Genomic DNA, 24,915 nt, shown 5'->3' with positions numbered 1-24,915 from the left:
TATTTTAGGGGGGCTCACATGCATTGTTGGAAAACGATCAACATTGAGCGAGAGTATGGTACGGGAAGACTTGTATTATTGGCAATCACTCTTTTCGTCCTTGTATTTTGCTTTTCATACATTGCATTTAGTTTTAATTTTAACGGTAAGCATATCGATCGACATTTATGGTTAGTTTTATTAGTAATACCTTTTATTTATCCTATGCATAAATTAATACATTATTTCGCTCTGTTTCAACATAGAAAATCACTCGTCATTCGCTTTAAAATTCAACATCTCATGCCGGTTGTCCGGATGCGCCTGCAAAACGGCATTCCAAAAAAGTCTTACCTTTTTGCACTCGTAACACCTTTTATCGTTATTAATGCTGCATTGATCGCTGGGGGCATTTACTATCCTGAATATGCGCATTATTTCAGTGGTTTGCTCGCATTTCACTGCTGTATATGTCTTATGGATTTTTTATATGTGAAAAATTTAATGTATGCACCAAACAATGCTATAATTGAAGAAACGCCAAGAGGTTATGAAATTTTAGTTCCGCTTGATATTTAGGTTTTTATTGATGCTTTAGAGGGGAGGAATAAATTTGTTACTACTTGTTGTGATCTTATTCTCAGTAATATACTTATTCCAAATAAATCGAATGACTGCGGCGCTATGCAGTCGACGTGAAATTCCAGAAGAAAAACAGCCAAAAATTTTCCGTACGATTAATGTACTGATTACAATTTTACTTGTAAGCATGTACGTTGAAGTACTGCTAGCCGTTTAAAAAAATTTTATTTATGTAATAATTTTTTTGTCCATACTTTAATAATTGGAAAAGGTGTGTTAAAAGCCGTAAAGACTTTTAACACACCTTTCTTTCTTAGTAGATGAAAGCTGCACCTACAATAATTAATAAGATAAACAACACAACTAATAAAGCAAAGCCAGAGCCGTAGCCTGAGCCGCCGCCATTGTAACCTCCGCCACCCATATTGCCACCTCCCTTCTCTCTTTCTCTCAATATCGTATGCACCTGTTGATACAAAACTTAGGCACTCTTCACATGCAACCATTTTGTTTTTAAATCGTTTATGTTATAGTTACAAGTGCATTAAAGTTAAGTTAGGAGCGTATTCAAATGAAAAAGACCATTTTTGCATTAACAGTTGCTGCTTCAATCGGTTTAGCTGCATGCAGTAATCCTGGAGATGAAGTTGTCGTATCAACAAGTGTAGGCGATATCACTCAAGAAGAATTTTATAATTCAATGAAGGACATCGCAGGTGACCAATTACTGCAACAAGTAGTAGTTGAACAGATTTTAAACGATAAATATAAAGTAACAGATGAAGAAATCGAAGAAGAATTGAAGGGTGTAAAAGAGCAGTATGGCGAGAGCTATGAGTCTGTTTTAGCACAAAGCAATTTAACGGAAGAAACGTTAAAAACAAATATTCGTTTCACATTGTTACAAGAGAAAGCTTTAAAAGATGTTGAAGTAACTGACGAGGAAATCGAAAAGTACTACAACCAAGCATCTCAAGAATTAAACGCTCGCCACATTTTAGTGGAAGATGAAGAGACTGCAAAAGAAATCAAAGCTAAATTAGATGCTGGAGAAGATTTTGCTAAACTAGCGAAAGAATTCTCAACTGATCCTGGTTCTGGAGCACAAGGCGGAGATTTAGGTTGGTTTACAGTAGGTACAATGGTGCCTGAATTCAACGATGCTGCATATGCATTGGAAATCGATGAAATCAGCGAGCCTGTACAATCTGAACATGGTTTCCACATTATTCAAGTGACTGAAAAACGTGATGTTAAAGATTACGGTAAACTTGAAGACAAAAAAGAAGAAATCCGTGAGTCAATTGCAGCTACAAAAGCTGATTGGAACACGAAAATGGCAGAGTTAATCAACGATGCTGATGTAAAAGTTAAAGACGAAGATTTAAAAGACGCATTTTCAGGCTTCAAAGCTGAATAATCGTTGACATATGAATGCGAGACCCACAAACGGGTCTCGCATTTTTTAGTTTTTCTTTACGAATTCCGATTTCAGCTTCATTGCACCAAACCCGTCGATTTTACAATCAATATTGTGGTCGCCTTCTACAAGTCGAATGTTTTTAACACGTGTACCGATTTTTAGCGTAGAGGAGCTTCCCTTTACTTTTAAATCCTTTACAACTGTTACGGTATCACCATCAGCCAACAGGTTACCGTTTACATCACGAACGACTAATCCTTCTTCTTGCACTGTTTCAACTGCTTGAGACCATTCATGCGCACATTCCGGGCACACATAATTTTGTCCATCTTCATACGTATACTCTGATCCGCATTCCGGGCATTTCGGTAATTGTTCCATTTTTATTTACCTCCTGTATTTCATCCCCTCTATACTCGCATAGTTCCTGTTTATAAACAAGGTTATAAAAGTAAATATGCTCAAAACACGAACATTCCCTTTTCCTTTGTGACAAAAATCTATAAATTTTCTATAAGTTCTTCTCTTTTATGACTATTAAAAAAATAATTTCAAGAATTTTCACATATTTGTTCGGAAAGAGTATATTATCAATTTATATTCTAATTCTAAAATTCAGGAGTGATTGCATTGACAGTAACAACTAAACGCGCATTTAACTTTAATGCTGGTCCATCGGCATTACCATTAGAAGTTTTACAAAAAGCACAGGCAGAGCTAGTAGATTTTAAAGGTACTGGTATGTCTGTAATGGAATTAAGCCACCGTAGCGCTGCATTTGAAGAAGTACATAATGAAGCGATTGCAAATTTACGCCAATTATATGAAATCCCTGAAAACTATGAAGTACTATTTTTACAAGGCGGAGCAAGCCTTCAATTTTCAATGATTCCAATGAACTTCTTAAGTGAAGGTCAAAAGGCGAGCTATATCCAAACAGGTGCATGGTCAGAAAAAGCCTTTGCAGAAGCGAAGCTATTCGGGACACCTGTAGAGGCAGCAAGCTCAAAAAGCAATAACTACAAAAATATCCCGGCACTTTCAGATATCCAAATCGATGAAGATACAGCATACCTTCACTTAACATCAAACAATACAATTTTCGGGACACAATGGAAAACATTCCCGACTACTGGTGACCTTCCACTAATTGCGGACATGTCTTCTGATATTTTATCGAAGAAAATTGATGTATCGAATTTTGCCATGATTTATGCAGGTGCACAGAAAAACTTAGGTCCTTCAGGTGTAACTGTTGTCATCATCCGTAAAGATTTTCTTGAAAAAGCAAATTCAAATATCCCGACAATGCTGAAATACGCAACACATTCTAAAAATAACTCGTTGTACAATACGCCTCCTACTTTCGGTATTTATATGTTAGGCGAAGTATTAAAATGGGTGAAAGCTGAAGGTGGCTTAGAAGCGATCGAGCAGCGTAATGAAGAAAAGGCGAAGTTTATTTATGATGTAATCGACAATTCGAACGGCTTCTACTACGGGCATGCAACTGAAGATTCACGTTCATTGATGAACATTACGTTCCGTGTAGCAGATGAAGAGCTGGAGAAAAAGTTCCTTGCTGAAGCAAAAACAGCCGGATTTGTCGGTTTAAACGGTCACCGTTCTGTAGGAGGCTGCCGCGCTTCTACTTACAACGCTGTCCCAGTCGAAACATGCAAAGCCCTTGCTGATTTCATGTTGAAATTCCAGCAGGATAATCAATAACAAGTACCATAACTCATAATTAAAGGCCGTTCAAATTTTTAGAATTTGAACGGCCTTATTTAGTTCCTGCTCTTTATACATTGTTCTCCGTTACGGCGGACGCTTTCCTGGGGGCACGAGGCCAAAACGATGTTGGTCACAAAAGCGTTGCCACAGGACGTGGCGCTCCTAGCTTTTGTTCCAAGTCTCTCCCACGTGCTTTTCCCCTGGGAGTCGCCGCCTTCACTCCGAACAACTAAATTTTCAGCTTAAATCATCGGTTTGTAGAATGAACGGTTATCTAATGGGAATAGACGCTCTGTAAATTCACCAGGCTTCGTTTTATCAAGGGCACGTGTCAGCATATTCATCTTCGCATCGATATTATCAATATAGTGCAGAATTTCCGCTTCCTGAATCATAGGCTTTTTCGGGCTGCCCCACTCTTCTTTTCCGTGATGTGACAACACTAAATGTTGAAGCAGCATCACTTCTTCTCCTTCGATTTTCAGCTCATTGGCAGCTTGACCAATTTCATTGACCATAATCGAAATATGACCAAGCAAGTTGCCTTCCACCGTATACATAGTACCTACCGGACCGCTCAGCTCAATGACCTTACCGATATCATGTAAAATAACCCCTGCATATAATAAATCACGGTTCAGCGTTGGATATAGATCACAAATCGCCTCACTTAATTTAAGCATCGATACAACATGATCAAGTAAGCCTGACGCATAGTCATGGTGATTTTTAGTTGCCGCAGGGTAAATCAGTATTTGATCTTGATATTTTTTTGTAAGATTGCGTGTAATACGCGAGATATTCGGATTTTGAATTTGAAAGAAGTACTGTGTCAGCTCTTCAAATAATTGTTCCTTTGGCACCGCAGACGTTGGCAAAAGATCGCTGATTTGAACGCCTTCCTCATCACGTGCAGGTCGGATTTGTTTCACACGCAGTTGGTTTTTTCCACGATAGTCGTGAATCTCTCCCCCAACTTTCACAATAACCTGCGCACGGTATAGATTTTCATGTTCCTCGTTTGTATCCCATAGCTTCGCTTCAATATCGCCGCTACGATCCTGTAAAATTAGTGACATAAAAGGCTTACCGACAGTCGTTACGCCTTTTTTTGCTTCTTTTATCAATAAATATTGGTCCACTTGTTCACCAGGTTGGAGTTTTGTAATTCCATTCACAAGCAATCGCCCCTTTATAACTCTATTACAATTTATTGTAACATGTATATGCGTTATTTATCGATTAAAAGACTATCAATTGCTCCTCCGTTACCGAAAGCTGAATTTTTTTCACAAAATAGCGTTTAGCAACCCAAAAATCCGGGTAAATTTCGATGAATTAAAATGTTCATGAACAGTTCATAAACTGCAAATATTTCTCGAATAATGATAGCTGCTTCGTGAATTTTCGGAAAATTTCTAGTATAATTATATTATCTTGCTTATAAAGGGTGGTTTAAATGGAGAATTATCGTTTTACTGCATTTGAAAAAACTGGGGAAACATTATTTGATGAAGTGTGGAATTTCGCAAACGATGATGCTGCAAAAATCGAAGGTCAAAAGCAAATCGAAGAAAAAGGTATTGCTGAGAAAACACACCGATTAGTAAACTCATCAGGTAAATTAATTTTATTCCACGTTTAAAATTAAACGTACATAATGAAACTATCAATCCGGCTTTTACCGGTAGTTGATCTTCCGCCTATGCGGGATAAATAAGAGGTGCCCTGAAATTCAGGGCACCTCTTTATTATACTAAACGTTTGATCGCCCCATAGAGCTCTTCATTTGTTGGTACTTGCAAATACATGCGCAGCCTTACAATACGATTCAATTCCTTTTCAATCATACATCGTGCATACATCACACGATCTTCAGTAGCATACATCTTCCGGAACTCTTCCTGCATATTATACATTTCATTAAAATCGCTTAACACTAGTTGAAGTTCTTTTTCATTTAATAAATATTGCTCTACTAAATTGACAAGCTCCTCATTAAAGATCTCCAGCATTTTAACGGCATCATCTTTTATAAATAGATCAAGCACTTTTTTGACAAGCGTCGTCGTCAATATACTCCCTATAATAAGACCGATGATCCCGCCGATTAAGCTAATGACAGTTGTACTAACATTCGGAATCGATAAGCCGACTCCTCCACCTACGATTAAACCAATAATACTCCCTGCAACACTTGCAGCCGTTTTGGAAATATTTTTAAATAGCTGTGCCGGAGACATCTGCTTTTTAATTGCGCGAATTATATCGACGCTCGACATGACACCTGTTACGATTGCTCCTGTTACAACATTTGCATTCAGTAATGTGATAGCTTTTTTAGCTATAACAGAGCTGTACATCGCCTTTTTCGTGGCCGTACTAGCCATCCTCTTCACTACTGCTTTTGCACCGTTTTTCTTTACGGCACTTGCAATACCTTCATCCAGCTCAATATGGTCAACAATATTCAGGTTGTCGATTTGCTTTTCAATAATTTCTTCAGCAAATGGCTCTCCTATAACTGTTAAACCTGTCAGTACAGCATTTTCAACTGCGGTACCTCGTTCTGCACCATTCCACTTACTTTGGGCGAAAGAAATTGCGGTACTCATTCCGATCGTTTCTTTCTTAAAATCGATGCAGCCTCTTTCATCAATGACTAGATTATGGATATTTCCAGCATCTAATATGTGACGAACTTGCTCATATGTGAATGCACCTTGTTTAATAATATCGCTATTATTAAAATGTGCATGTATTTCATTATATTGCTCAAAAGGAACTTCCAAGTAATTACTTTGTTCCTGATCTAGCTGTTTTAGTTCAATTTCGCAAATTGCAATCGCATCATTTACATTGGGACAATACACATTGTGTACGATTTGTCGCCGGTTGTTTGATAGCCAAATTTGGTCCATGAAGTTACCTCCATTTTTCGTCTTTCACTATCATATAAGCATTCGGTAATGTTGTACAGTAATATTTTATTTCCCAATAAAAAAGAAGGAGCCAGCGTTGTTTCACCAGCATCCTCCGATATTATTTACTTTCCTTCAAATTGCGGCATTCTCTTTCCAACGAAAGCCTGAATACCTTCTAAATGGTCTTGTGTTTGGCGCATTTTCACCTGTCCTGCCGATTCGCCTTCCAATATCTGCTCTAACACAGGCAAGTTCGCATTATGCAATATCAGCTTAGTTTCAATCTTCGCCAAAATTGGTGATGCTAACAGCTTGCCAACAAGTTGGTCAACTGTTACTAGTGCCTGACCATCTTCCACATTATAATCAATGAGTCCTAATGTTAACGCTTCATCGCCGCTTAACACTTTTCCTTCCCATATCATTTGCTTTGCTTTTGGTGTCCCGAGACGTTCCTTCATAAAGAAGTGTCCTGCACCGTCAGGAACTAAACCGATTCCGATAAAGTTCATCGCTAATTTACTAGATTGCTCCGCAACGATGATATCGCTTCCTAATGCCAGACTAAATCCTAAACCGGCTGCAGCTCCATGAATTTGTGCAATCGTAATCATCGGAAGTGTATAGTAAGCCTTCACTAAACGTGAAATGTCTTCCATAATTGTTCCAAAATCAGAAAAGTCGTCTGATGAAACCATCATTTTTACATCGCCACCAGCAGAGAAGACTCTCCCTTCCCCTCTAATGATAAGAATTTGAACATCCTTTTCATTATGTAGCGCTTCAAAGCAATCCGCCAACTCGCGCATCATCGTAAAATCCATTGCATTCATAGCATTTGGGCGATTTAATGTTAATGTTGCTTTTCGCTCCGCAATTTCCAAGTTAATTGTTTCAAAGTTCAATTGTATACACCCCTTATTTATGAATAATCATTCATTTCGACAAATGACTTCATATCTCCTTTATTTTCATACTTCTAACACTTTAGCTTTGTTCGGTACCGGCTTATAATTGGATAAATATTTACCGACCTGCAATCCAGTAAATAAGCATCCTCCTAAAAACGTCCCTTCTAATGAGCGGTAACCATGTACCCCACCGCCACCAAAGCCACTGACTTCTCCTGCCGCAAAGAGTCCTTGAACAGGGTTGCCCTCGTCATTTATTACTTGCCCGTTTAAATCGGTTTGTAATCCCCCTAATGTTTTTCTTGTGAGTATATTTAAGCGTACGGCAATTAACGGTCCAGCTTTTGGATCCAAAATTTTGTGGGGCTTGGCTGCACGGATCAATTTATCACCGATATAGTTTCTCGCTCCATGCATAGCATTAATTTGTGCATCTTTTGAGAAGAGATTTTCGATTTCACGGTCCCGCGCTAAAATCTGCTCTTTAATTTGCATAAAATCAAGCAAGTCATTACCTGCCAGTTTATTCATACCATCCACTAAATCTTTTAAACTATCCGCTATGACAAAGTCTTCCCCGTTTTCTTTGAATGCCTGAACGGCTTTAGGCGGCCCTGGTAAAACACGCTTCAGCACGTCCTTTATGCTTTTATTTGTCAGATCCATATTTTGCTCAGAACCGGATAATGCAAATTCCTTTTCAATTATTTTTTCCGTCAAAATAAACCAGGAATAGTCATACCCTGTTTTTTGAATTGCTTCTAGTGTGCTGAGGGTATCAAAACCGGGAAAGTTCGGTGCTTTAAATCGGTTTCCTGTTGCATCAAACCACATCGATGACGGTCCGGGTAATATACGAATCCCATGGTTTTTCCATATCGGATCCCAGTTTTTCAACCCTTCCGTATAATGCCACATCCGGTCTCGATTGACGATCCGTCCGCCTGCCCGCTCGGTAATTTCGAGCATTTTCCCATCAACAAATGCAGGTACGCCGGACACCATATTTTCCGGTGGAAGACCTAGTCGTGACGGCCAATTTTCTTTGATAAGTTCTAAATTTGCTCCGATGCCACCGCTAGCTACTACGACAGCATCTGCTGTATATTCAAATGTTCCGATGACTTCTCTTGAACTTTCTTCCCCGCGGCGAATGATACTATTTTCTAAAATATTGCCTTGAATGCCGGTAACTGCACCATCTTCAGTCATTAAATCCGTTACTTGGTGACGTGGCAAATAATCGATTAAACCACTTTCCGAAGCTTCCAATACTTTATTCGAAAATGCCTCTACAATCGCGGGTCCAGTTCCCCAAACGATATGAAAGCGGGGAACCGAATTCCCATGTCCGCCTGCTAAAGCACCCCCACGCTCTGCCCAGCCAACAACCGGGAAAAATTGAATGCCCTGTGATTTTAGCCAATCATATTTTTCTCCCGCTGCAAAATCTACATAGGCCTTTGCCCATTCATATGCCCAGTAATCTTCATCCTCTAACCGGTCGAATCCTGCAGAACCGCGCCAATCTTGCCATGCGAGCTCCTTACTGTCTTTTATACCCAACCTTCTTTGTTCAGGGGTATCTACTAAAAACAGTCCCCCAAATGACCAAAATGCCTGACCTCCGATTGAATTTTCGGGCTCTTGATCAACAAGCAATACCTTTTTTTGCGCATCTATGAGCTGACAAACCGCAGTTAATCCTGCTAACCCCGCTCCAATTACGATTGCATCATAATGCATTTTCTACTCCCCCTTTGTCAGTGCATATGTTATACAATTTCGTGGTATTTTTTATTTCACCTTCTTTATTATTTTTCTTTAAAGCATTGAAAATTTAAACAAGGGAAAATTTTAGTGAAATAGTAAAACCGTTATTTTTCCGATGAATTCTACAAATCATTATTTTTCTGTAAATTCAAACAAATCCCTTTAAATCAATATCGTTAGCGCTTTCATACTTTTCCTAAATTACGAACATTAAATTTAGAAACCCTAAATATAGTTCGTGAAACAACCATATATCCGCTAATTAATTCACTAATTATTTATTAATTTTGAAAATTCCGTTGACAAAGATGAACAATCAGGTTTATGATGTTATCAAATTTAAAAACGAAAAACTATTGTGATAGAGACATACTATTTAGTTTTGTATAGCAAAGAGAGCTGGTGGTCGGTGTAAACCAGTGTATACGCTAAATAAGTTCCACTCTTGAATAGAATAGCCGAAAATCCCAAGTAAGTTATTCCGTCCCATGCACGTTACGCATATTGATAAGGTTGTATGACTATTTTTTCAAATAGTCGGCAACGAATAAGGGTGGTACCGCGATTTGTTTATTGAATGCCTTTCGCCCCTTACGTTATTCGTAAGGGACGGAAGGCTTTTTTTGTATAGTAATTTAAAAATAATAGTGAAATTTAAGGAGAGATTATTATGACAGCAACACAATTAATCGAAAAGGCAACAAAAACAATCAACGTATTCATTGCAGATCCACTAAGTGATGACGGGATTTTCCCGCTTCGTCAAGAAACAGAATTAAATTTAAACATCATCGTCGATACAGGATTATCTCCAGAACAATTAATCGCTCGAATTGCAGATGTGGATGTATTACTTGTCCGCTCTCAAACAACTGTTACACGCGAAGTTATTGAAGCAGCGAAAAACTTGAAGTTAATCGGGCGTGCCGGTGTAGGTGTTGATAACATCGATTTAAATGCCGCGACAGAGTACGGAATTATTGTTGTAAACGCTCCAGACGGGAACACGAACTCTGCGGCTGAGCATACAATCGCAATGATGACATCACTTGCCCGCTTTATTCCACAAGCATTCAACACATTAAAGAATGGTAAATGGGATCGTAAATCTTATGTTGGGGTTGAACTTAAAAACAAAACATTAGGTGTAATTGGGATGGGCCGTATCGGTGCTGAAGTGGCTTACCGTGCAAAAGGTCAACGTATGGACGTGATCGCCTATGACCCATTTTTAACTGAAGAGCGTGCAAAAGAATTAGGTATTACAAAAGGTACTGTTGACGAAGTATGTGCTGCAGCCGACTTTGTAACAGTTCATACACCACTTTTACCTGAAACTCGTAACATCATTAACAAAGAACGCTTTGCCATTATGAAAGACGGTGTCCGTATTATCAACTGTGCTCGCGGCGGTATCATTAACGAAGATGATTTATACGATGCGATTGTTGAAGGTAAAGTAGCTGGTGCTGCACTAGATGTATTCGTACAAGAGCCCGCAACAGACCATAAACTGTTAACATTGCCGCAAGTGATTGCAACACCTCACTTAGGTGCATCTACAGTGGAAGCACAGGAATCAGTAGCAGTCGACGTATCAAACGATATTATTAAGTTCTTTAAAACAGGTACTGTAACAAATCCGGTAAACATGCCATCTATTCCGAAAGAAAAGCTTGCGGAAGTAGAGCCATTCTTCGCATTAGCTGAAAAGCTTGGTAAGTTTTTAATTCAGGTTACAGAAGAAAGCATCAAACAATTGAACATTTCTTACGCTGGTGAAGTCGCTAACTTTGATGTACGCCCATTAACAGCAAATGCTATTAAAGGTCTGCTTTCAACGAACCACGGCTCTCACGTAAATGATGTAAATGCACGTTACTTGGCTGAGCGTATCGGCATTCAAATTAATGAGCATAAAACAACAACTGCTAAAGGCTTCACAAATTTAATTACGGTCGAAATCGTGACAGAAACAGAAAAACATACTGTAGCTGGTACGTTATTAAATGGTCTTGGTGCCCGCATCGTTAAAGTGGAAGGTTTCGTAGTGGATGTTATTCCTAACGGCAACCTGCTTTACATTAAAAACCAAGATAAGCCAGGTTCAATCGGCCGTGTAGCTACTAAGCTGGCAGAAAAAGATATCAATATCGCAACAATGCAAGTAGGTCGCGATCAAATCGGCGGCTCTGCAGTCATGATGCTTGTCGTAGATAATGAAGTAACAACAGAAGATTTAATTTTTGTAGCACAACTTGAAAATATTGATGAAGTAAAAGCCATTTCACTTTAATCATTCCTACTACTGATGAACGAAAATTTCCTTCATCAGTAGTTTTTTGTTTTAACATATTCCCCATTCGCATACATAAGTTTAAAGGACGATTTTATCTTTTATTATTTGAAACTTCGATTGGATAAAATCTTACATAAAACTTGGCGAAAGTGAAGACCCCTACCCGATTCCCACCAACCGTTCACTCTATTCGCTCACTTTTTACTAAAAGGAGAGTTTAGTTGAGAAAAATACTTTATTTCTTATTAATTGTTTTCTGTATCGTTGGTGTTTCCCTAGTAAATAACGGGCGTGTCCATGCAGCAGCCCCTTCTGCCACAATTAAAATCACGGCAATAGAGACCGGAGTATTTGATGAAACTTTAAAGCAAAAAGTGATTACACTGTCTAAAGCAACACCCGTTATCGTACTTTCAGAAGCGGATGGATGGGCTGAAGTTCAATATAAAACGGTGATCGGCTATATTCCAAGCGAATATTTAATGTCTGCAACCCCTCAATATATGCTCGTACAAGCGAAAGAAGAGCCACTTGTGCGTGTGACGAATAAACAAGAGAGCGAGATTAAAGGAAAACTTCACTTAAATACAATTGTAGAGCTTTACGGATCTGCAACTGCCGACTTTGTTTTTGTAAAATACGGACGTCTTACCGGTTTTGTCAATCAGCAGGCACTTGTGAAACCTGCTTCAAAAGCGATGATCGTCAAAAGCTCAGCCGATTTAGTTGTAAGAGAGATTGCCAGTTCTTCGAGTACTGAAATTGGTGTATTACGTAAAAACAGCCCTGTTAAAATGCTTACTAATTTAAAAGGTTGGGCGTTTGTCACAACGGATAAGCTATCTGGCTATGTGCTGACGAACGGACTGGTTACACCACCAGTTGAAAAGGAGAAACCAGAGAAGCCAGAGAAACCAGTTAATCCTAAACCAGCAACGGATAAGAAGATCGCCTTAACATTCGATGATGGCCCCCACCCAAAGGTGACGAGACAAATTTTAAAAACATTGGAGAAGTATGAGGCAAAGGCGACGTTTTTTGTTGTAGGGCAAGAGGTGAAGGAACATCCAGAAATTTTAAAAGCCGTATATAACGCGGGCCATGAAATCGGCAACCACACATTTAATCATGAAAGACTGACAACATTAACACCTGAGGAAATAAAGAAGCAAATCCAGTCAACCGATGCAATTATTAAATCGACTATCGGTCAACGGGCAACCGTCTTCCGCCCGCCGTATGGGAGCTATGATGAAACCATTACTGATCAATTAAATGTTCCGAATGTGCTGTGGACAATTGATACACTTGACTGGAAGCATCGTGATCCAGAAAAAACGGTGCTGGCAGTAAAAGAACATGCAAAAAATGGGAGTATCATATTAATGCATGATATTCATCAGGCAACCGCCGATGCATTGGATGATGTGCTTGCAACACTACAAAAACAGGGCTTCGAATTTGTGACTGTCTCCGAACTGTTAGGAAAATAATAAAAGGACCTGGTGAATGGTTTCACCAGGTCTATAATTTACAATGATTTTAGCTGTAAAAAAGATAAATACTCATTTATTAAAATAGATTCCGTTTCAAATAGTGACAATGTCACAATGTCAGCACTTTGCGCTACTCCTAATGCTGCAATCGCAACGAAAAATAAGACACCAACTGCAATAAATGCAGACAATATACGGTGAACTCCTAGCATTTCCGGATTGGCCTGTTTTCTGTTTTTACTGCGTACAAGGCTGAAGAAGCGGTTTTTGTTTTCAGGTAAATGAAGCACATGTTCACATGCCAAACAAAGGTATGCTGTATGATGGTCAATCGTTATCGGATTGATCTGTACTGAATTGTTTGTGCGGCCGCAGTTTTCACAGCGACATATATTATTATTTACCATAGAAAAACCTCTTTCATCCCTTTCATTCACCCATTATAACATGAATTTTTAGAAAATTCATTCTTTTAATACAAAAACGCACTTACTTAAAGTAAAGTGCGTCTGCTAGTTTATAATGTTTTCACTAACTGTAAAAATTCTGTAAGAGATGTTACTTCATATGTCGGAACAATTTCCGGATTGCGCGGTTTACTTTCGCGGTTAATCCAAACGTTGCGCATACCGACACGAGAAGAACCTAAAATATCGGTCATTAAATTATCGCCGACCATAATGGCTTCATCTTTCGTAACCTGCGCTTTTTCCATTACAAACTCGAAAATGGAAGCATCCGGTTTCCCTTTACCAAAATCACCTGAAATAATAATATGGTCAAAATACGGTACAATCTCCGGAGTAATCTCCAACTTTAAATTTTGTAAACTTGGTGCACCGTTCGTTAATAACACAAGTTCGTATTTCCCTTTTAATTCATCCAATACGGCAAATGTATCCTCATAGAAAAATGGTGCTTTTTTACGTTCTTCTACGAAACGCTCCCCAAGTACTGTACCTAATGCTGCATCTTCAATTCCAACTGCCGCCAAACCTTTTGTCCAAGCTTCAGCTCGATACGCAGGTACAATTTCTTTCAGTTGCTGAAATTGCGGTGTCGGATCATCAAACGTACCCCAAAGACCTTCAAATGGATTAATACCGATTAAGACCGTGTAGTCATATGTAGGATAACTTTCATAAAGACTGCGCGCTGCCGATCTTACCGCTTCTTCCAATTCCTGTGCGTCGACGTTTTTTTTAGTCGCTGCATAGTCACATGTCTTTTCAAATGCCGTTTTTACTGAATGTTGATCGAATAATAAAGTATCATCTAAATCGAAAATTATTGTTTTAATAGCCATTGTTACGCTCCTAAAATTAATATATGTACCCATATATTTTACCATACTAAAGCGTCCAATTTCCGGTACTTTTTGATTTTTCTAATTTTTGAGGATAAATAGCATTAAGAAATAAAGACTGTTATTCCTTGTTTCTTAATTGCTGTAACAGATTATTGACCCGTGCTTTTTGATTTTCAGTTTCTTCTTTCAGTAACTCAAACTTATAATCAAAACCATCATCCATAATATTTACAATATCGCCTTCTTTAAGCTCTGATGGAATTTCAGCATGATGGATCAGAAGTTGTTCCGTTTCTTTCGGGTGTTTTAAAAAAATCGCATAATCTCCATCAAATCGGTCTAGCGTGTATTTATTGTAGTTCACTTACAACTTCCCCTTTCGTATTGACTAATTGGGCTGCATCACCACTGTTTAGCCATATTTGTCTTTTCGACCATTCCAGTGTGGCCTCACCTGTTTTTGCATTGGGACCACTTGTTATCGATAGCTTTTTCCCTGGTGCTAAATTAATATCCGGGAAATTAAATACTTGATTGCCTTCAACAGATACTATTTCCCAGCCTTCCAAATTAACAGTTTGATTACTATTATTCTGAATGACAACAATTTCTTCATGCACATCTTTGCTGACCAATTCGACTTTACCGCTCTTTGTTGAAGCTGGTAACGGTATCGAACTCGTTGCCCCGATACCTGTCCACTGCTGTGCATCTATGTCATATGTTACCCCATCTGTTGTAATCACAATCGTTCCAGCTTCTGCGGTACTATATATTTCACTGTTTACGTTTTGCAGTATATCGATTACTTCTGCATGCGGGTGACCGTATTTATTGTCCTGTCCATAGCTTAATATTGTTGCTAGTGGACTCACCGCTTCAACAAACCTTGGCGAACTGCTCGTATTCGATCCGTGATGACCGGCTTTTAAAATGGTTGCCTGTACATCGGTTCCCTTTTGTAGAAGCTCCTGCTCTACCCCGTGATCGGCATCCCCCATTAATAAGAACGAAATATTTTGGTATTCCGCGCGTAGAACGATTGAAGCGTCATTATTATCAGAAGCAGATTCATCTGCAGCAAGAACTTCTACAATAAGGTTGTCTTCAAGTTGAATTTCATCGCCTGCTTCAGGTATCGTGAACTTAATATTTTTAGCTTGAATGAGGTTTAACATTTCTTCATATGTTTGGGATGTATGTACTTTTCCCGAATCGATAAACTCCTTAATGGAGATGGAATTTAGCACTGAAATCAATCCACCGATATGATCGGCATCCGGGTGTGTAGCGACTACATAATCCAAACGATTGACTCCCTGTGCTTTTAAATAGGCGACAACTTCCTTACCGGCACCCTTTACGCCACCATCAATCAGCATCGTTTTCCCGTTCGGTGCTTCGATGAAAATGGAATCCCCCTGTCCTACATCAATAAAGTGGACGGCCATTTCTTTTAGTGGTTCTTCATATGTGTCTTCGGCTGTTTCTGTACATCCTGCTACGAATAGTAACGTGAACATTATCAGTCCCATTATTTTTTTCATTGCAACAAATCCTTTTCTTTTACTCTCTTACTAGTTTACACAAGTTGATCATATTATAAAAATCTCCCCTTCGCAGAAACACCAAATAGCACATGCCAATTGTTTGGCTGTGCTATTTGGCGATATTTAAAGTTCATCAAATTAAGAATAAAGCTCATCTAAAATAGCGATTTTCTTGGCGATTGATTCTTCAAATGTAAGGATATATGCTGCTGGATCTTTCGGGTTGTGGAACTGTGTAATTTTACCCGTCGTTGGATGCACGAACTTCGAGGAAGCTCCGCAGCCGATACCTAAAATTGTTTGCACTTCTTCCATAATGACAATATTGTAGATCGACTCTTCTTTCGGTTTACAATAGCCGACGTTTTCCAAGTTTCCTAAAATATTTTTCTGGCGGTATAAGTAATATGGAACATAGCCGTTTTCAGCTGTCCATTCTGTTGCCATTTGCATCATTTTCCCTACTGTATCACGGTCGGCTACTTTATACTTATCTTTGTTTCGCGTCATTTCCGATGCACGCTTAAAGCTGAGTGTATGAACCGTTAAACTTTCAGGCTGCATTTTAGCAGACTCTGCTAATGAATTCTCGAATTCTTCAATACCTTCATTCGGCAAACCGATGATCAAATCCATATTGATATTATTCATACCGGAATTGCGTGATAGCCAAAACTTCTCAACCGTTTCTTCAACAGTATGATGGCGGCCAATTGCTTTTAATGTTTCTTGCGTATAGCTTTGCGGGTTAACGGAAATACGGTCAATGCCCCATTTTTTCAACACTTCGATCTTCTCAGGTGTAATCGTATCCGGGCGCCCTGCTTCTACAGTAATTTCACGAATAGACTCTGGATTCGGGAAAGCATCGAACATTGTTTTATATAATGCATCCATTTCATGTGCTTCGATTGATGTCGGTGTGCCCCCGCCCCAGTAAATCGAAGTAATGCGCATATTTTTTTCTGTCAGCCATTTGCCCATTTCACGCAGCTCAATGTGAAGGCCATCGATAAATTTCTCTACGCGTCCTGCCTTACGATTTGACTGGATTGCATAGGCCGGGAATGTACAATATGCACACATTGTCGGACAGAATGGAACCCCAATATAAATTGAAATTTCCTTTCCAAGCTCGTCCAAATCCGGAATCACCGTAAGTTGTCGCTCAACAATCGCTTTCATCAAAGCGATTTTCTGATCCGAAATTCGGTAATCCTCTTTTAGTACCGCGGCAATTTGCTCATCATTCATACCGGCTTTCCGATATTTATGATAAAGCTTTGTCGGACGCACTCCTGTTAAAATACCCCACTGCTGAGTCATACCGGAATATTGTTCAAGTACATCAAGCATGACATGTGACAATGCACGCTTCATTCGGATGTTTTGTTCTTTTTCCGTTCCTTCTGTCTCATACTTAATCGAATAGTCGCTCGTATATTCCTGCCCATCCACTTTTAACTTGGCGAATGTGTAAATCGTAAAAGTTTCATCAATAGACTTGTTAAATTCAATCGACATATCCGAACCATCCTGATCGATTTGAATAACGGAATCCTCGTAAAATAAATTGGCTATATGATTAAGAACACGTGTCCAGTCTTCTTTGAATTGCTCATTAATATGAATCGTTTTCATGTTATTCTCTACCTTCTTATGATATTAAATAAAAAATCTATCTCATTGTAACAAATATTAAGGTAGAAGAAAAAAAACATGTTTATTGTTAGTAAATTTAATTGGGATATTGCCCTCATTATCCTCAAAATAAAAAGGAGCCACACAAAAGTGTGACCCCTTTGAATCTTATAGTCCGTCGTACATTGCTTGGATTGGCTGTGTGATAATACGGTTAATTTCCTGAATTACTGCACTTAAAGCCATCTCCGCTTCAAGCATTGCTATAATTTTAGCGTTTTGCTGAGCCAACTGTGCTGTTTTTTGTAAAAATACATACTCTTCTTCTGTAATTTCTTCACCAGCATTTTGTTTGTCCTGCATCTTTAATTGAACATCGCGGAAGTTTGTGAATAATACTTTAGCTTCCTCATCTGCACGTACAGTTTCCACTGCGTTCTTTAAATTTTGAAACTCATCAGTCTTGCGGAATGTTGCTTCAAGTTTATTAATATCTTCATAAATATTAATCATGTAATATTCCTACTTTCTCTTTTTAGTTCGTCAAAAAGACGATTAACGCTTGAATGATCCCGACAAGACCACCAATAATGCCGCCCAGCCATGTGATTAATTTCAGCTCTTTACTAATAATACCTAGTACAAGCTCTTCTAATTTGGCGATAGGGAAAGAATCTACCTGCTCTCGAACGACTTCCGCTAAATTCAATCGCTTCAGTACGTCTTCGATTTTTCCTTCTGCTGCAATAAATGTTTTATCCATCATTTTAGGGAGCAAATCATTTGTAGCCCAGTCTTTTCCTTGTGGCCAATAGTCATTAATCGTTTTATCCAGGCGTGCCTCCAATGCCAATGCATTTTTTGCATAGCTTTGGATACTCGTTTCAATCGTATCAAAGTTTACATCATTCATAAAGTCCATTGCCGGGCGATTTTTAATTTTTTCCCATTCTGTTGTGAAAATTCGATTTAAAAGTGCAGCTGTTCCTGGAGCTTTTAAAAACTTTATAAGTTCACGCTGTACTTTATCAACGAGTGATGTGGAGTCTCCTAAAAACATCTGGATCATTCCGCCAAATGAACCTTTTGTCGATAAGAAGTCATCCAGCATGTTTTTGATTGTCATCGTACCTTCTGGCGACATAAAATAATCTTCGCCCTTTTGCAATATCTGTACGACAGCCTCATCGATTTTCTGGTCCAGCATAGGCTCCAAATCATTCGGTAATAATTCACGGATCGATTTTGATGATAACGTATTTTTTACTTTATGGAATTGTAGGTGAATAAGTTCATCCACTTTCCCTTCCACTGTTTGCGGTAATTGTGTGAAACCCGCCAAACGAATCCAGTCATTAATCGTTTTTTCGTTAGTAAAAATTTCTTGCGACACTTTATTTTGCGCAAAAGTTAATACATTTTCGCGTATTTCTTTTGATAAAAACTTTTTCTTAATTGTTTCGGGTGTCAGTAAATATTCCGAAACGGTTTTTCCTAACTGAATCGCCAAATCCTCACGGCGTTTCGGAATAAGCCCCGGTGTTAACGGCAGCTTCCATTTTTTAAAATAGATTGGCTTATAAGGTCTAAACAGCATTTTGATTGCCATATAATTTGTCGCTGCACCAACGACAGCCCCTACAACACCAAGCAGGAATAATAGCGAAATAAATTCTCCCATTTTGCTCACTCTTTCTTCATCATGTGTATGTTCTATTATTAATTTCAAAAAAGAAAAATTGCAACAATGTACTACTTTCTTGTACGATAAAATAGGGAGGGAAGTTTCATGATTCAACATTTTAGCTATAAGCCATTATTTGAAAACAGTCAAATTCCGGGGTGGTCCATCCGCTTTTTCTATGAGCAAAAACGTTATGTAGCGGAATATTATAAAGATGGAAGCATCAAATTCTTTGGGGAAAGTCCTGCTGAAGAACAGAAAGAACAGCTTGAGAAAATGATTCACGAGTTAATGCTCTTTCATGTTTACGAATAAAAAAGAAATGGGAGCAGTCGAATTTTCGATGCTCCCATTTTTATGCGCGTTTCGAGTAATCATAATTTAATAGCTGGCTGCAGGTAATTATAGCTGCTGGCGTTTGCTAATTACTCTGCCTACTAAATTATCATTATCTACCATTTCACAGTAGCATAAATCTATTGAAATTTCAATTTTCTATCAATTTATCCACATCTGGTAAATCATTCATTTTTTTATTATAGACATCAATCCCACTTCAAATTATTTCCTCAATTTTCAAATTCATAAATTGTTTTTTTTACGTAAATATTTTATGATTGTAGTATTAAAATTTTTTTAGGAGGTGTACTCTTTATTTGCCACGCTCATTTGCGCCGCGAATAGGGAATATAGTTGGACGTAGACATAGGAATCGAACTAACCATTAGGTTGATAGCATTTGCTATCTTAATTGCCGCTACGGCATTTTTCGTTGCAACTGAGTTTGCAATAGTTAAAGTAAGAACGACAAAAATTGATCAGCTTGTAGCAGAAGGAAATAAATCTGCAATACGGGCAAAAAAGGTAATTTCAAACCTCGATGAGTATTTATCTGCTTGTCAGCTCGGAATTACGATTACGGCATTAGGACTCGGATGGCTCGGAGAACCGACTTTCGAAATAATTCTTCATCCAGTATTTGAGTTCTTTAACTTAAGCGGTAATGTCACAACTGTTCTTTCATTTATTGTTGCCTTCTCACTCGTAACGTTCATACACGTTGTCGTAGGGGAATTAGCACCAAAAACTCTCGCTATTCAAAAAGCAGAAGCCGTAACATTAAAGCTGTCAGGATTTTTAATTCTGTTCCACAATATCATGTATCCTTTCATCCGTGCTTTAAACGGATCGGCACGTGGATTAACTGGACTTTTCGGCTTAAAAATGATTTCTGAATCTGAAGAAGCGCACTCTGAAGAAGAGCTTCGCATGATTTTATCAGACAGCTTTAAAGGTGGGGAAATTAACCACTCGGAATACGAATATGTAAATAGTATTTTTGAGTTTTCTGATCGAATAGCGAAGGAGATAATGGTACCTCGTACTGAAATTATCAGTATTGAAAGAGGTCAAACGATTCGCGAAGTATTTGAAGTAATGGGCATTGAACAATATACACGTTACCCTGTTACAGATGGCGACAAAGACCATGTCATCGGCCTTGTTAATATGAAGCATTTATTAACAGCCTATATTAAAGATTCAGCAAATGGCGATAAGCTTGTTGATGACTATATGCAACCGGTGATTCGGGTAATCGAAACAATTCCTATTAGTGATTTATTATTAAAAATTCAAAGCGAACGTATTCACATGGCTATTTTAATGGATGAATACGGTGGTACTTCCGGTTTAGTAACAATTGAAGATATTATCGAGGAAATTATCGGTGATATTCAAGATGAGTTCGATGAAGATGAAATTCCGGAAATACAGGAAATCGCAGAGGATCACTACATCTTTGACTCTAAAATGTTGTTGCAGGAAATGAATGATATTTTAGGTACAACAATTGAAGATGAAGATATCGACACAATCGGCGGCTGGTTCATGACACAACGCTTCGATGTTCAAGAAGGCGATATCATTGAATCAGAGGGCTATAGGTTCAAAGTAACCGAACTCGATGGTCACCACATTTTGTATATTGAAGTAACAAAACTTCCGCCGTCTGAAACGACAGACGAGGAAATTCTATAATCAATACAAAAAACCTCACTCTTTTTCCTACCGGAGAAAAAGTGAGGTTTTTAATTTTATCTGATTGCTATTTAAATTAACTTCGTTTAGCTTTCATTCGTCTCAGTCAAATTATGTTTTACAGCATATAAAGCGGCCTGAGTACGGTCCTGTACATGGAGCTTCGCAAAAATATTCGATATATGGGTTTTAACCGTTTTTTCCGTCACATATAACGAAGAAGCGATTTCCCTATTGCTTTTACCCTTTGTCAGTTCCGCCAATACGTCCTGTTCCCGCGGTGTCAGCGGATTTAAAATATGGGGCTTGTTCTCATCTTCGCGCAGCCCTTCTTCTAATTGCGTAGTCGCTTCCGGATGGATCGTATTTTCTCCGCGCATAATCTGACGGATTGATTCCACCAAATCATCCGGTTCAATATCTTTTAGCTGGTAGCCTGATGCCCCTGCATCCATTGCCGGCAGCACATGGTCTTTATCTGAAAAGCTTGTCAGCATCAGTATTTTAATATGCGGCCAATTCTTTTTTATTTTTTTAGTTGCCTGGATGCCGTCCATCTCAGGCATGACAAGGTCCATTAAAACGATATCGGGAGAAAGTTGTTCAACAAGATCTACTGCTTCTAATCCGTTTTTCGCTTCGCCTACAACTTCGATGTCCTTTTGAGTTTTTAAAAAGAATAATAACCCCCGTCTTACTACATGATGGTCATCTGCTATTAGTACCCGTATCATCAAATCCCCCCTAGTATGGTAAACGAACAAGCAATTCTGTTCCTTTTCCAATTTCACTTACCCAATCTGCGGTGCCTCCAACTGCATGTGCCCGGTCAATAATTGATTGCATGCCGATTGATGGTATGCGGCGATGCGCCTCCACATTAAAGCCTTGGCCTGTATCGTTTATAACGAGTAATACATCGGTAGCGGTCACGTTGATATATATTTCCACAGTCTTTACACCTGAATGTTTACGTACATTATTCAATGCTTCCTGAGTAATTCGGAAAAGCGTTTCCTCTACTCTTGAGGGGAATTGAATGACCCCCGAAACATTAACCGTTAATTTCAGGCTCAGCATTTCTGCATACACTTTGATTGCTTCAATGAGCCCGCTTTCCAAACCTTTTGGACGGAGCTGCCAAATGAGTGCACGCATTTCCGTCAAAGCCTCCTGTGTAAGCTGCTGAATATCTTTAAATGTTTCTTTAATATCCTGCTCGTTGCTCATCTCTACTCCAGCACGGGCTGTAAGTGTTACTGAAAAAAGAAGCTGGTTGACAGAATCATGTAAATCGCGCGCTAAACGGTTGCGTTCCTGAACAAGCGCAATTTCCTGCTGTTCATTTGTTAAATAAATACGTTTAATCGCCGAACCCATCTGAAAGGCTACGGATTCAAGTAAATCCAGCTCTTCGTCGGAAAAGCGGACTGTATTTCTTGAAGCGACATTAAGCAACCCGAAGCGTTCCTGTCCTGACTGCAATGGTACAGTCGCATGATGGGTAATTTCGTTATGATCGCCTACATTTGCTGCGATGGCACTTTCAATGCGCTGGCATTCAATAATATTCGAAGCTTTTTTTAATTCTTCATTGCGGAAACGGGACACACACCAGCATCCGCCCTTCTTTAAATAATGGCAATCGTTATGGCTAAGCGCATCCGGTAAATCCTGCTTCACTACAAGCTCCGACTTTCCTTTTTCATCGATAAAGAAAATCCAGCCTGTCTCGAATTTCGTACCGCTTAAAAATTTCGACAGCGCACCATTCAGCATCGGAATCATCTCTGTTTCCTCGTTTAACAGCTCAGCAATTTCTTTTAATATGGCAATATTCGATTGGTCTTTTGTCATACTGGCTCTTCCTTTGCAACTTCACTTTTCTCTATCATACCATTTCAATTAAATAGAACGCACCGCTATCCCTCTCATACTTTTGAATGAAAAAAATCCTGCTATCTTTTACAATAGCAGAATTCCCCTGTAATTTATTTCAAATATTCCACGCGATATACGTCATGGCGTCTGTCTTTAAGGTGCTTTACGGTACCGTCTTGGCGTTGTCGGCGCAATATTTCCAGATCGACATCCCCGATCAATACCATTTCAAGGTTTGGACTCGTCTCTCCGACAATTCCATCTCGCGCAAATTCAAAATCGCTTGGTGCGAAAATGGCCGATTGCGCATATTGGATATCCATATTTTCCGTTTCAGGCAAGTTGCCGACCGTTCCGGAAATAACCGTGTAAATCTGGTTTTCAATTGCTCGTGACTGTGCACAATAGCGCACGCGTAAATAGCCTTGACGATCTTCTGTACAAAACGGCGTGAAAATAATATTCGCGCCCATATCTGTCGCAATGCGTGCAAGTTCCGGAAACTCGATATCATAGCAAATCTGAATGGCGATCTTGCCGCAGTCCGTATCAAATACGCGTACTTTATCACCGTTACTGATTCCCCACCATTTGCGTTCATTTGGTGTAATGTGAATTTTATACTGCTTTTCAATTGTCCCGTCACGTCTGAATAAGTAGGCGATATTGTAAATTTCCTCATCTTCTTCCTCAACGAAATGCGAACCGCCGATAATGTTGACATTGTAGCGGACCGCCAGACTTGTAAACAGTTCGATGTATTCAGGTGTATATTTCGTCAATTTACGGACAGCCTGTGATGGTGATTTCTCATTTAAGAAACTCATCAGCTGCGTCGTAAAAATCTCCGGAAAGACAACAAAATCCGAGCCTGCATCAGACCCGACATCCACAAAGTATTCGCACTGTTTCGCAAAGTCTTCGAAAGAATCGATCGCGCGCATCATATATTGCACAACACAAATACGCACTGGATAACTTGTCTTGAAATGACGTTTTGTCAGCGGACGATAATCCACGTTGTTCCATTCCATTAATGTCGCATACTTGCCCGAAGCTCTATCGTCCGGCAGATAGTTTGGATTGATACGCATTAAAATAAAGCCGTTCATCATCTGGAATGTCAGCACCGGGTCATATATTTTATGGCGGCTTACCGCATCCACATAATCACGCGGACTCATTTCATCCGAATGGACATGGTAGTTTGGAATACGGCCGCCAATAATGATGGATTTTAAATTAAGTGTTCGTGCCAGGTCTTTCCGCGCCTCATAAAGCCTTTGACCGACTTTCATACGTCGATATGCCGGGTGTACCATTACTTCAATTCCGTACAGATTATAGCCATCCGGATTGTGGTTTGTAATAAAGCCATTGTCGGTAATATCATTCCATGTATGGCGGTCATCGTATTCATCGAAATTAATGCGCAAACTTGAGCAGGAACCGATTACTTTCCCATCAAGCTCGGCCACCATTTGACCCTCAGGAAAAATCGTTAAATGGCTGTATAAATGCGCTCGTTCCCATGGCTCCATACCTGGAAAGCATATACGCTGAATTTCTAATATCGAGTCAATATCCTCTGTTGTCATATTTCGGATAATCATTGGTTTTTCAAATTGGGACATATCTAATGAATCTGTCATGCAAAACTCCCCCTCCATATTTAACTTTCCTTTTAAT

25 protein-coding genes and 1 other annotated feature are annotated in these 24,915 nt (G+C 39.0%); of the genes, 9 read left to right on the top strand and 16 right to left on the bottom strand.

The window, feature by feature from the left end; all coding sequences use genetic code 11:
* Window positions 1–18: 18 nt before the first annotated feature.
* The gene (locus tag AC6CH1_RS12600; RefSeq protein ID WP_251690392.1) at window positions 19–558 is read left to right on the top strand and encodes a DUF3267 domain-containing protein; all 540 of its coding nucleotides are present in this window, start codon (window positions 19–21) and stop codon (window positions 556–558) included.
* A 34-nt stretch (window positions 559–592) separates the two neighbouring features.
* Window positions 593–778, top strand: a complete 186-nt coding sequence (locus tag AC6CH1_RS12595) for a hypothetical protein (protein WP_079524475.1) — start codon at window positions 593–595, stop codon at window positions 776–778.
* Window positions 779–874: 96 nt separating this feature from the next.
* On the opposite strand, the gene AC6CH1_RS12590 is transcribed toward AC6CH1_RS12595, so the two are convergent.
* Window positions 875–985 carry a YjcZ family sporulation protein gene (locus AC6CH1_RS12590; RefSeq protein WP_008406467.1) on the bottom strand — a complete coding sequence of 37 codons (111 nt, stop codon included), beginning with the start codon at window positions 983–985 and terminating at the stop codon, window positions 875–877.
* 147 nt (window positions 986–1,132) lie between these two features.
* Here AC6CH1_RS12590 and AC6CH1_RS12585 point away from each other — a divergent pair, with 147 nt between their 5' ends.
* Complete coding sequence (locus AC6CH1_RS12585) at window positions 1,133–1,981, top strand: peptidylprolyl isomerase (protein WP_498317826.1); 849 nt, start codon at window positions 1,133–1,135, stop codon at window positions 1,979–1,981.
* Between the two features lie 45 nt (window positions 1,982–2,026).
* On the opposite strand, the gene AC6CH1_RS12580 is transcribed toward AC6CH1_RS12585, so the two are convergent.
* Window positions 2,027–2,365, bottom strand: a complete 339-nt coding sequence (locus AC6CH1_RS12580; protein WP_251690394.1) for a zinc ribbon domain-containing protein YjdM — start codon at window positions 2,363–2,365, stop codon at window positions 2,027–2,029.
* A gap of 249 nt (window positions 2,366–2,614) precedes the next feature.
* Between AC6CH1_RS12580 and serC the strand changes: the two genes are divergently transcribed.
* On the top strand, window positions 2,615–3,712 hold the full coding sequence (serC, locus tag AC6CH1_RS12575) for a 3-phosphoserine/phosphohydroxythreonine transaminase (protein ID WP_427713346.1): 1,098 nt from the start codon (window positions 2,615–2,617) through the stop codon (window positions 3,710–3,712).
* 248 nt (window positions 3,713–3,960) lie between these two features.
* Here the strand turns inward: serC and yhaM are convergent, their stop codons facing one another.
* Window positions 3,961–4,896: a 3'-5' exoribonuclease YhaM gene (yhaM, locus tag AC6CH1_RS12570; RefSeq protein WP_339173491.1), complete on the bottom strand. Its 936-nt coding sequence runs from the start codon at window positions 4,894–4,896 to the stop codon at window positions 3,961–3,963.
* A 281-nt stretch (window positions 4,897–5,177) separates the two neighbouring features.
* On the opposite strand from yhaM, the gene AC6CH1_RS12565 reads away from it, so the two are divergent.
* Window positions 5,178–5,363, top strand: a complete 186-nt coding sequence (locus AC6CH1_RS12565; protein ID WP_008406474.1) for a YhzD family protein — start codon at window positions 5,178–5,180, stop codon at window positions 5,361–5,363.
* Between the two features lie 106 nt (window positions 5,364–5,469).
* On the opposite strand, the gene AC6CH1_RS12560 is transcribed toward AC6CH1_RS12565, so the two are convergent.
* The 3 genes from AC6CH1_RS12560 to AC6CH1_RS12550 all read right to left on the bottom strand — a co-directional run bounded on the left by AC6CH1_RS12560 (window position 5,470) and on the right by AC6CH1_RS12550 (window position 9,299).
* Window positions 5,470–6,639, bottom strand: coding sequence for a hypothetical protein (locus tag AC6CH1_RS12560; RefSeq protein ID WP_498317823.1), 1,170 nt, complete (start codon window positions 6,637–6,639; stop codon window positions 5,470–5,472).
* A 125-nt stretch (window positions 6,640–6,764) separates the two neighbouring features.
* Window positions 6,765–7,547, bottom strand: a complete 783-nt coding sequence (locus AC6CH1_RS12555) for an enoyl-CoA hydratase (protein WP_427713340.1) — start codon at window positions 7,545–7,547, stop codon at window positions 6,765–6,767.
* A gap of 66 nt (window positions 7,548–7,613) precedes the next feature.
* The gene (locus AC6CH1_RS12550; protein WP_498317821.1) at window positions 7,614–9,299 is read right to left on the bottom strand and encodes an FAD-binding dehydrogenase; all 1,686 of its coding nucleotides are present in this window, start codon (window positions 9,297–9,299) and stop codon (window positions 7,614–7,616) included.
* Between the two features lie 376 nt (window positions 9,300–9,675).
* Window positions 9,676–9,921, top strand: a binding site (T-box leader).
* 75 nt (window positions 9,922–9,996) lie between these two features.
* Between AC6CH1_RS12550 and serA the strand changes: the two genes are divergently transcribed.
* Both serA and AC6CH1_RS12540 read left to right on the top strand, forming a co-directional pair.
* A complete protein-coding gene (gene serA, locus AC6CH1_RS12545; protein ID WP_251690405.1) occupies window positions 9,997–11,622 on the top strand; it encodes a phosphoglycerate dehydrogenase in 1,626 nt (541 codons plus the stop codon).
* A gap of 224 nt (window positions 11,623–11,846) precedes the next feature.
* Complete coding sequence (locus AC6CH1_RS12540) at window positions 11,847–13,118, top strand: polysaccharide deacetylase family protein (RefSeq protein WP_251690407.1); 1,272 nt, start codon at window positions 11,847–11,849, stop codon at window positions 13,116–13,118.
* A gap of 38 nt (window positions 13,119–13,156) precedes the next feature.
* Here AC6CH1_RS12540 and AC6CH1_RS12535 read toward each other — a convergent pair whose 3' ends face one another.
* The 7 genes from AC6CH1_RS12535 to AC6CH1_RS12505 all read right to left on the bottom strand — a co-directional run bounded on the left by AC6CH1_RS12535 (window position 13,157) and on the right by AC6CH1_RS12505 (window position 19,302).
* Window positions 13,157–13,528 carry a DNA polymerase III subunit delta gene (locus tag AC6CH1_RS12535; protein ID WP_498317818.1) on the bottom strand — a complete coding sequence of 124 codons (372 nt, stop codon included), beginning with the start codon at window positions 13,526–13,528 and terminating at the stop codon, window positions 13,157–13,159.
* A 110-nt stretch (window positions 13,529–13,638) separates the two neighbouring features.
* Complete coding sequence (locus tag AC6CH1_RS12530; RefSeq protein ID WP_498317816.1) at window positions 13,639–14,427, bottom strand: HAD family hydrolase; 789 nt, start codon at window positions 14,425–14,427, stop codon at window positions 13,639–13,641.
* 121 nt (window positions 14,428–14,548) lie between these two features.
* Complete coding sequence (locus AC6CH1_RS12525) at window positions 14,549–14,794, bottom strand: DUF3006 domain-containing protein (protein ID WP_251690413.1); 246 nt, start codon at window positions 14,792–14,794, stop codon at window positions 14,549–14,551.
* Window positions 14,781–15,977, bottom strand: coding sequence for an MBL fold metallo-hydrolase (locus AC6CH1_RS12520; RefSeq protein WP_498317814.1), 1,197 nt, complete (start codon window positions 15,975–15,977; stop codon window positions 14,781–14,783). The genes AC6CH1_RS12525 and AC6CH1_RS12520 overlap by 14 nt, the downstream gene beginning before the upstream one ends.
* A gap of 141 nt (window positions 15,978–16,118) precedes the next feature.
* The gene (locus AC6CH1_RS12515) at window positions 16,119–17,621 is read right to left on the bottom strand and encodes a coproporphyrinogen III oxidase (RefSeq protein WP_498317812.1); all 1,503 of its coding nucleotides are present in this window, start codon (window positions 17,619–17,621) and stop codon (window positions 16,119–16,121) included.
* Window positions 17,622–17,789: 168 nt separating this feature from the next.
* Window positions 17,790–18,134, bottom strand: a complete 345-nt coding sequence (locus AC6CH1_RS12510) for a YlbF/YmcA family competence regulator (RefSeq protein WP_065216702.1) — start codon at window positions 18,132–18,134, stop codon at window positions 17,790–17,792.
* Between the two features lie 22 nt (window positions 18,135–18,156).
* On the bottom strand, window positions 18,157–19,302 hold the full coding sequence (locus AC6CH1_RS12505) for a DUF445 family protein (RefSeq protein ID WP_251690419.1): 1,146 nt from the start codon (window positions 19,300–19,302) through the stop codon (window positions 18,157–18,159).
* 108 nt (window positions 19,303–19,410) lie between these two features.
* Here AC6CH1_RS12505 and AC6CH1_RS12500 point away from each other — a divergent pair, with 108 nt between their 5' ends.
* Both AC6CH1_RS12500 and AC6CH1_RS12495 read left to right on the top strand, forming a co-directional pair.
* A complete protein-coding gene (locus AC6CH1_RS12500) occupies window positions 19,411–19,620 on the top strand; it encodes a YheE family protein (RefSeq protein ID WP_008406488.1) in 210 nt (69 codons plus the stop codon).
* Between the two features lie 414 nt (window positions 19,621–20,034).
* A complete protein-coding gene (locus AC6CH1_RS12495) occupies window positions 20,035–21,345 on the top strand; it encodes a hemolysin family protein (RefSeq protein WP_251690457.1) in 1,311 nt (436 codons plus the stop codon).
* An 86-nt stretch (window positions 21,346–21,431) separates the two neighbouring features.
* On the opposite strand, the gene AC6CH1_RS12490 is transcribed toward AC6CH1_RS12495, so the two are convergent.
* From AC6CH1_RS12490 to AC6CH1_RS12480, 3 genes are all read right to left on the bottom strand, one after another.
* Window positions 21,432–22,079 carry a response regulator transcription factor gene (locus AC6CH1_RS12490; protein WP_251690421.1) on the bottom strand — a complete coding sequence of 216 codons (648 nt, stop codon included), beginning with the start codon at window positions 22,077–22,079 and terminating at the stop codon, window positions 21,432–21,434.
* Window positions 22,080–22,089: 10 nt separating this feature from the next.
* Window positions 22,090–23,202, bottom strand: coding sequence for a GAF domain-containing sensor histidine kinase (locus AC6CH1_RS12485; protein WP_498317809.1), 1,113 nt, complete (start codon window positions 23,200–23,202; stop codon window positions 22,090–22,092).
* Window positions 23,203–23,336: 134 nt separating this feature from the next.
* Window positions 23,337–24,878 carry a bifunctional GNAT family N-acetyltransferase/carbon-nitrogen hydrolase family protein gene (locus AC6CH1_RS12480; RefSeq protein WP_251690425.1) on the bottom strand — a complete coding sequence of 514 codons (1,542 nt, stop codon included), beginning with the start codon at window positions 24,876–24,878 and terminating at the stop codon, window positions 23,337–23,339.
* Window positions 24,879–24,915 lie beyond the last annotated feature (37 nt).

It is taken from the genome of Solibacillus sp. GQ1, assembly GCF_059758555.1.
Note: the sequence above shows the minus strand (reverse complement) of the source record. Positions and strands in the feature narration are given on the sequence as shown.

What these genes read in the sequence shown, in the direction of transcription:
- AC6CH1_RS12600 (WP_251690392.1), top strand. Translation starts at nt 19, where the DNA reads ATGCATTGTTGGAAAACGATCAACATTGAGCGAGAGTATGGTACGGGA.
- AC6CH1_RS12590 (WP_008406467.1), bottom strand. Translation starts at nt 985, where the DNA reads ATGGGTGGCGGAGGTTACAATGGCGGCGGCTCAGGCTACGGCTCTGGC.
- AC6CH1_RS12585 (WP_498317826.1), top strand. Translation starts at nt 1,133, where the DNA reads ATGAAAAAGACCATTTTTGCATTAACAGTTGCTGCTTCAATCGGTTTA.
- AC6CH1_RS12580 (WP_251690394.1), bottom strand. Translation starts at nt 2,365, where the DNA reads ATGGAACAATTACCGAAATGCCCGGAATGCGGATCAGAGTATACGTAT.
- AC6CH1_RS12565 (WP_008406474.1), top strand. Translation starts at nt 5,178, where the DNA reads ATGGAGAATTATCGTTTTACTGCATTTGAAAAAACTGGGGAAACATTA.
- AC6CH1_RS12560 (WP_498317823.1), bottom strand. Translation starts at nt 6,639, where the DNA reads ATGGACCAAATTTGGCTATCAAACAACCGGCGACAAATCGTACACAAT.
- AC6CH1_RS12550 (WP_498317821.1), bottom strand. Translation starts at nt 9,299, where the DNA reads ATGCATTATGATGCAATCGTAATTGGAGCGGGGTTAGCAGGATTAACT.
- serA (WP_251690405.1), top strand. Translation starts at nt 9,997, where the DNA reads ATGACAGCAACACAATTAATCGAAAAGGCAACAAAAACAATCAACGTA.
- AC6CH1_RS12535 (WP_498317818.1), bottom strand. Translation starts at nt 13,528, where the DNA reads ATGGTAAATAATAATATATGTCGCTGTGAAAACTGCGGCCGCACAAAC.
- AC6CH1_RS12530 (WP_498317816.1), bottom strand. Translation starts at nt 14,427, where the DNA reads ATGGCTATTAAAACAATAATTTTCGATTTAGATGATACTTTATTATTC.
- AC6CH1_RS12520 (WP_498317814.1), bottom strand. Translation starts at nt 15,977, where the DNA reads ATGAAAAAAATAATGGGACTGATAATGTTCACGTTACTATTCGTAGCA.
- AC6CH1_RS12515 (WP_498317812.1), bottom strand. Translation starts at nt 17,621, where the DNA reads ATGAAAACGATTCATATTAATGAGCAATTCAAAGAAGACTGGACACGT.
- AC6CH1_RS12510 (WP_065216702.1), bottom strand. Translation starts at nt 18,134, where the DNA reads ATGATTAATATTTATGAAGATATTAATAAACTTGAAGCAACATTCCGC.
- AC6CH1_RS12505 (WP_251690419.1), bottom strand. Translation starts at nt 19,302, where the DNA reads ATGGGAGAATTTATTTCGCTATTATTCCTGCTTGGTGTTGTAGGGGCT.
- AC6CH1_RS12500 (WP_008406488.1), top strand. Translation starts at nt 19,411, where the DNA reads ATGATTCAACATTTTAGCTATAAGCCATTATTTGAAAACAGTCAAATT.
- AC6CH1_RS12490 (WP_251690421.1), bottom strand. Translation starts at nt 22,079, where the DNA reads ATGATACGGGTACTAATAGCAGATGACCATCATGTAGTAAGACGGGGG.
- AC6CH1_RS12485 (WP_498317809.1), bottom strand. Translation starts at nt 23,202, where the DNA reads ATGACAAAAGACCAATCGAATATTGCCATATTAAAAGAAATTGCTGAG.
- AC6CH1_RS12480 (WP_251690425.1), bottom strand. Translation starts at nt 24,878, where the DNA reads ATGACAGATTCATTAGATATGTCCCAATTTGAAAAACCAATGATTATC.